Source organism: Pelosinus baikalensis (genome assembly GCF_020819555.1).
In the GTDB taxonomy this organism is placed as follows: Bacteria; Bacillota; Negativicutes; order DSM-13327; family DSM-13327; genus Pelosinus; species Pelosinus baikalensis.
Window position 1 is genome coordinate 1 of record NZ_JAJHJB010000085.1, and the last position, 7,012, is coordinate 7,012.

The window sequence follows — 7,012 nt, forward strand, 5'->3', positions numbered from 1 at the left end:
TGGCAATATTCATATTGTCACTAGTCCGCATAAAAATCACCTTCTTTTCATGTATCTAAATTTTTACTGCTCGTAGAAATGTGTGTGGTTAGTACATATGTTCGATTGAACGGTTAAAGAAAAAGGCGGATGCACCGCCTTGTCTATATAATACCACTCTAAAAGCTTAAACGGAATCCGTTTAAGTTCAAATATTTATATCTGTATATAAGTTTGGGCTATTTTCGATTATAGAGACAACTTGACTCCATTGCTCTGACTTCAGAAACGCCTGTCCATTACTTAGCACATAGGCCGGTATCCTACCTATGGCACCTTGGCCAAAACTAGCCACTGATAAAATACCATCAGCAATTAGAATTGAAACTCCATTTGTAGCAGGAATAGGAGAAATGTTTTCAATGAATAGTTGTCGATTAATCGTTGCTTTCATAAAGACCTCTCATAACATACCAAAATGGCGAAATGCCGCCTTTATAGCTTCAATCTTTTCAGGTGGACACTCTTTTTTTCGTTTGTCATGTGATATTCTGTTATTTGCCATACGCAAAGGTAGTCCACATATTTCTTTTTACATGGAAGGCAAATCCATATAAAAGAATGATGAAAGCAACACAGGAACATAGCGTGCTGCCAAATTTGCTAAAACGAAATTTCAAACAAAACACACCAGGGAAAGTACTGCTTACTGATATTACGTATTTATTTTATGGGCAAGGAAAAAAGGCATACCTATCAACAATTAAGGATAGCTCTACGAATGAAGTGGTGGCTTATCATGTGTCGGATCGATTAACGTTAGATATAGCAACGGATACGATTTGGAAGCTAAAGAAAAACAGGAAAATCAAATTGCCGAAGGATGCCTTTATTCACTCGGATCAAGGCGTTCACGTGCGACAAGAAGTCGCGTGATATATTGCCGAAAGGCTACCCCATCCATTCGGGGCAACTCTATTGTGACTAGCGTGAATGGTAACGTTTGGGTTAGAAAGCTCACAAGACAATGTGGAAATCCGAGTAGCCTAAAACTGGGATAACTGCTAGGGTAAGAAAGCTATGGAGAACGTAGAGTGAATCACTGTAGAAATCGTTACGCTGGAGGAAGCGAAATAGGCTGAAACGCTTCGACCAAAATGGTAAGGAGTCGAGCAAAGGCAAACTGTTAAACCAATGCGAATGGATAACGAACTCCCGGTTTAAAGGTGGCTCCTAAAGCTTTCACAATTATATATTATGCGGAACTTGGTAAACCCTATATGCTCCCCACAAGAAAGAGGTATCTAACCGCAAGGATAAGAAACGGCATAGAGGGCAGAAGAAAAGAGTAAAAAGCAAATGCTACTTTTGTAATGAAAGAAGATAGGGGTTCAGACTTTGCCCTACCTCGAAAGAGTGCTGACTTACTCTGTGGTATTTCTTGGCAGGAAAGGACGTTAAACCTATGAATTTTAGTAACTCAACGACGGATAAAACCGAGAGGCTAAAAGACGAAAACACACTGGCTGACCAATGGGAATCCATTGATTGGACACAGGTGGAAAAAGAGGTTAATAGGCTACAGACCAGAATCGCTAAGGCAACAGTGAAGGGTGACAAGAACAAAGTCAAAAGATTACAATACTTACTAACGCATTCATTTTATGCCAAAGCCTATTCGGTAAAGAAGGTAACATCAAACAAGGGAAAGAACACCTCTGGGATTGACAAAAAACTCTGGTCAACCTCATCATCAAAGATGAAGGCAGTTTTAGCACTTACAGACAAACGTTATCTAGCAAAACCGCTTAGACGAGTTTTTATTGAAAAGAAGGGCAAAAACAAGAAACGACCGCTAGGAATCCCTGTCATGTACGACCGGGCCATGCAAACATTTATGCATTAGCACTTGAACCAATAGCTGAAACTACAGGCGATCACATCTCTTTTGGATTTCGTAAGGGTAGAAGTGCTAAAGATGCCTGTGAACAAATATTTAATGTACTGGCAAGAGAATGCTCTCCGACATGGATACTAGAGGGCGACATCAGAGGCTGTTTTGACAACATTAATCACGATTGGTTACAGAAAAATATTCCGATGGACAAAAGAATTATGAAGCAATTCCTAAAATCAGGGTTTATATATGAAGGCCATTTATTCCCCACGAACTTAGGTTCACCACAGGGCGGAGCGATTTCAAGCATATATGCAAACATGACTCTAGACGGTCTTGAAAAGTTAATTCAAGATAAATACCATCGAAATTCCAAGGGTAAAATCGAAAATCACTATCGTGCAAAGAGCAAAGTCAATCTAGTACGCTATGCCGATGACTTTATCATTACCGCAAAGACAAAAGAAATAGCAGAAGAACTAAAAGACATGGTCAGCCAATTTCTTGAAACACGTGGATTAACTCTGTCCGAAGAAAAAACGCTGATTACGCATATAGATAAGGGCTTCGACTTTCTCGGTTGGACATTTCGAAAATTCAAAGGGAAATTAATTGTTAAACCTTCAAAAAACTCAATAAAAACTCTGGTCAAGAAATGTGCTACCATTATTCTGAAACAAGGAAAAGCAACCAGTCAATCCGAAATAATCCGCAGATTAAATCAAGTAATCAGAGGTTGGTCCAACTACCACAGGCATGTGGTAGCAAGTCAAGCTTTTTCCCATATCAACAACACACTATATCTTCTATTGCAACAATGGGCAAAACATCGCCACCCTAACAAAAATTCATGGTGGAGATTAAAGAAATATTGGCATGAAAAGAATGATAAGCCATGGCTGTTCATGTCGGGTGAATACAGCCTCATAAATCTAAGAAGGATAAATATCATCCGACACCCTAAATTACAGATTTCTAAAAATCCCTTCATACATGAAGCGTATTTTGTAAAAAGAAAGATAAACTTAAAATCACTGTTTGCCGCCAGAAATGGTTAAGAAATGCTTGAGCCGTATGAGCGGGAAACTCTCACGTACGGTTCTTAGACGAGGGAAAGGGAGTAATCCCTTTTTCTTAGTCGATTATACCAGCCCTATATTTCAGAAATTGTTTAGAAAATCTGGATTAGGTCAGTCTATGTCAAGAAGAGGCAATTGCTGGGATAATGCACCTCAGGAATCTTTTTTTGGTCACTTCAAAGATGAAGCTTATATAAAGACATGTGATACATTAGAACAACTAAAAAATGAGATAAAGCAATACATGATTTACTACAACAATTATCGGTATCAATGGGACTTAAAAAAGATGACTCCTGTTCAATACAGGAATCATCTTCTTAAAACTGCATAGGCTTTTTTTTTACTGTCCTTGACAAAGGGTACACATTAAAAATCCGCTGACCTCTTTTTTTATGTATGCTAAATGCAGATTTCCCTATTTTAAAAATATAAAAAGCTAACGGGGATATCCGTTAGCTTTAAAAGAGCCCGTAATGATCTACGCTACAGCCAATACCGATCATTACATACCTACCCACAAGTATTACACAATCGACACCTTTGCTCAGCTGCCACAACCAAAAGGAGGGATATTGGTTAATTATGGCGAAGTTAGCAAATAATTTATATAATTTGGTTAATGAGGGGAATTATGGGAATTATGGATTATGTTTATCTATCCTTGCTCGGTGCAATAGCTGGAACTATTTCAATGCTACTTGTATATATTTATCTATATTTTCAGTACCGTGAACGCTATATGGGTGCCTGGGTAATATGCTGGACTTGCCATTTTTCACGAACTATTCTTTTCGATTCCGGAATATTTAACTGGAAACAATCTTTAATCGGCTTTATTATCTATCAAATGATGTTTATTGGTTGCGCTTTAATGTTTATATATACAGCTCATCTCTTTATTAACAGACCATTAAAAAGAACCTGGTTATACGGTGCTGCCAGTGCGTCCGCAATAAGCATTGGATTTACATTATTGGATTTACCTATTCTTTATAAGTTGCTCATTCCTATTTGGTTTTCTTTCATTATGCTCATATCTGTAGGTAGAATTTTTATCCACTTAAAACTAAAAGGAATAGGGAAGTTAATTGCTGGATATGCATTTATCTTATGGGGCATTACTACTGCAACTATTCCTTTTTTACTTAATATAGCCGAGTATTATTCATGGATTATCTTAATTTGTGGTATCCTTCGTTTAATTATTGCTTCAGGAACGTTATTAGTGTATTTTGAGAAAACAAGAATGGACTTAATTAATAAAGAAGTTCAATACCGATTACTTGCAGAAAATGCAGTTGATGTGATTTACCGCATTAGAATACTACCTGAACTTAAAGTTGAGTATATAAGTCCATCGATTTTGGCGGTTACAGGCTATACTTCAGAGAAGTTCTATGCTGATTCACAGCTGTTTGAAAGTTTAATACATCCGGACGATTTACTGTTGTTCAAGCAATATGCAAATAATCCTTCTTTGCGTAATCATTTACCATTTAAATATCGCTTGATACACAAAGATAAAAGTACTGTATATATTGAACAAAACTATCATCCTACTTATGATGAAGCAGGGAACTTAGTGATTCGAGAAGGCATTCTTCGTGATGTCACAGCTCGTGATAACTTAGAACAAGTTGCCGCTCATGCCGATAGAATGAATCTGATCGGTGAAATGGCCGCCAGTGTTGCTCATGAGGTACGTAACCCGTTGACTACAATACGCGGATACTTACAGATGATGGTAACCAAAGATGAGCTTAGTAACTATAAAAATCGGTTTACCCTAATGATGGAAGAGTTGGATAGAGCGAACATAATCATTAGCGAATACCTTTTATTAGCAAAGAATAAAAAAACTGAACTGAAAGAATGCTCACTAAATTTGATAGTTGATAAATTGTTTCCGTTAATTCAAGCTAATGCCGCTGCTTCAAATGTATTGGTAAAACTCGAGCTTAAAGAAATATCTACATTATATTTAGATGAAAATGAAATTCGTCAATTACTACTTAACTTGGTACGAAATGGTGTGGAAGCCATGCCAGAAGGAGGCGAACTAGTTATATGTACAGATTTAGAACAAGATAAAATTGTTTTATCTGTAAAAGACCAGGGAACTGGTTTGCCAGCTCATGTACTAGAAAATTTGGGCACGCCTTTCATAACCACGAAAGCCAGTGGTACTGGTTTGGGCTTGCCAATATGCTATAGAATTGCCAACAGGCACAACGCAGTTATTGATGTAAAAACAAATGATCAAGGAACTACTTTTTTTGTTTCTTTCAGCCTAGATTGCCTTGCGTTATAAACGATTTTCATTTTGAGACATCTGTGCGCAAAAACTTTTTCTCACTTAGAGTCATATGTTCTAACCTACTTCCATATATGCTTTCCGATAATACTTTGGTATGAATACAGTGTGCAGTTGTCCTCCTTTTGAGCGAAGATTGGTTAGTAAAACCTTTCTCATTCTACAAAAAGGACTTATCTATATAGGTTATTAACGCATAAACATTCTTGCTTCCGTACAAAAAACTTTTTTAAAAAAGAGGTTTTTTTGTCTGAAAATGGAATATTTACATTGAAATGGTTGGCAGTTTCTGTAAATGTCCTATGTTTACTAATATTATTAGGAGTGATAAAGATGAACAATACCCTCCCAATACCATTTTATCAAAAAAAAGCCTTAGAAGAACCTATAGTAATCGGTATCGCCACAACCCCAGAGGAAAAAATGGAAATCTACCGTTTACGTTATCGCATTTATGCTGAAGAAATTTCCTATAAGCTTGTGTCTGCCGATCATAGTAATAAACTTTTATATGATGAATTAGATGAATGGGGGATACTACTATACGTAAGGGTTGGAACAGAACTTATCGGCACCGCAAGAATGAACGTTGGGCGGATTTCAGATTTTCCTTCGGAATTAGTACAGATTTTTTTAATGAATAAGTTTCATGAGTTTTACAAAGAAGAGGATAAACAGAATTTCTCATTCATTTCAAAAGGGATGATATCCCCAGACTACCGAAGTTCACAGGCGCTTAATATGCTCATGGAAAAAATTTATGAATTATATTTAAATAACCAAGTGCAATTTGGCTTTGTTAATTGCAATTTTCATTTAATCTCACTTCATGAACACTATGGAAGTCGTCGTTTGGGCGTAAATTACGTAGATCCAAATCTTGGTTTAATGGCTAGTTTCGTCATGCTGATAGATGATATTGAGCATCTGCGTGCAGTAGGTTCTCCTCTAATTAATATAGCAAGTAAAAAAAGAACATTAAACAACCGAGTTGTCGATTGGTTTCATTCAGAATTTGCTGAAACTACAAGCATTATAAATAGCCAACTAATAAGCGAAGATGAATTATGGGTTATTTTATGCAACCGTTTAGGGAATGCACCAAATAAAATAATACCGATACTGAAAGGACTGTCCGTAACACAGGCTAAAAAAATTTTACATTGTTGTGGTGTTGTTGTACCGTGTCCTGCTGGGAGTTACATTGTAAGTCGAGGCGACGTAAGTAATGAACTTAATATACTTCTTTCAGGTACGATACAATCATCTGGGAAAAATAACACATCTCCGGATAAATATCTCGGAGCAATTGGTCTAGTTAATAGGACTAAGCATACAGTGAACATTATAGCCGCCACTAACGTGGAAATACTGGTATTATCTTTTCACTATTTTCAGAAATTCCGTCGCTCTTGTCCAGAAATTGCAAAGAAGGTTTTACATAACTTATCTCCGAATAACCCTCAATAAAAAGGATATTAGTTAATTAGATATATGTAGCATTGAACTTCTCGTGAATTACTATATATGTATAATATATAAAGACACAGCCAATCCATTAGTGGAGCAGTGCTGTGTCTTTTTTTGAAAGAACAGAGGGAATAAAGAGGTAAAACTCCCAATTCTAAAAAAAGTTTTCCAGCAAGTAACAAATTTGCAGTATAATAGTTAAGGACAACTATTCGCAGTAGTTGTCCTTAATTGAATACGGGAGGTGATTGCCGATGCACTTTGAAACTA

5 protein-coding genes and 2 pseudogenes are annotated in these 7,012 nt (G+C 36.7%); 6 read left to right on the forward strand and 1 reads right to left on the reverse strand.

Annotation, left to right across the window (positions count from 1 at the left end):
* Window positions 1–187: 187 nt before the first annotated feature.
* The gene (locus tag LMF89_RS24855; RefSeq protein ID WP_229537498.1) at window positions 188–433 is read right to left on the reverse strand and encodes a hypothetical protein; all 246 of its coding nucleotides are present in this window, start codon (window positions 431–433) and stop codon (window positions 188–190) included.
* A gap of 146 nt (window positions 434–579) precedes the next feature.
* On the opposite strand from LMF89_RS24855, the pseudogene LMF89_RS24860 reads away from it, so the two are divergent.
* From LMF89_RS24860 to LMF89_RS24885, 6 genes and pseudogenes are all read left to right on the forward strand, one after another.
* Window positions 580–894, forward strand: a pseudogene (locus LMF89_RS24860) (DDE-type integrase/transposase/recombinase); the annotation flags it as partial.
* A 550-nt stretch (window positions 895–1,444) separates the two neighbouring features.
* The gene (locus tag LMF89_RS24865) at window positions 1,445–1,885 is read left to right on the forward strand and encodes a reverse transcriptase N-terminal domain-containing protein (protein ID WP_229537499.1); all 441 of its coding nucleotides are present in this window, start codon (window positions 1,445–1,447) and stop codon (window positions 1,883–1,885) included.
* Window positions 1,886–1,920: 35 nt separating this feature from the next.
* Window positions 1,921–2,934: a reverse transcriptase domain-containing protein gene (locus LMF89_RS26455; RefSeq protein ID WP_229537501.1), complete on the forward strand. Its 1,014-nt coding sequence runs from the start codon at window positions 1,921–1,923 to the stop codon at window positions 2,932–2,934.
* Window positions 2,935–3,013: 79 nt separating this feature from the next.
* Window positions 3,014–3,289 (forward strand): annotated as a pseudogene (locus LMF89_RS24875) (IS3 family transposase); the annotation flags it as partial.
* A gap of 300 nt (window positions 3,290–3,589) precedes the next feature.
* A complete protein-coding gene (locus LMF89_RS24880; RefSeq protein ID WP_369412720.1) occupies window positions 3,590–5,269 on the forward strand; it encodes an ATP-binding protein in 1,680 nt (559 codons plus the stop codon).
* Window positions 5,270–5,518: 249 nt separating this feature from the next.
* Window positions 5,519–6,742: a cyclic nucleotide-binding domain-containing protein gene (locus LMF89_RS24885; protein ID WP_229537500.1), complete on the forward strand. Its 1,224-nt coding sequence runs from the start codon at window positions 5,519–5,521 to the stop codon at window positions 6,740–6,742.
* Window positions 6,743–7,012: the final 270 nt, after the last annotated feature.

Coding starts and splice junctions, on each gene's coding strand:
- LMF89_RS24855 (WP_229537498.1), bottom strand. CDS start 433: ATGAAAGCAACGATTAATCGACAACTATTCATTGAAAACATTTCTCCT.
- LMF89_RS24865 (WP_229537499.1), top strand. CDS start 1,445: ATGAATTTTAGTAACTCAACGACGGATAAAACCGAGAGGCTAAAAGAC.
- LMF89_RS24880 (WP_369412720.1), top strand. CDS start 3,590: ATGGGAATTATGGATTATGTTTATCTATCCTTGCTCGGTGCAATAGCT.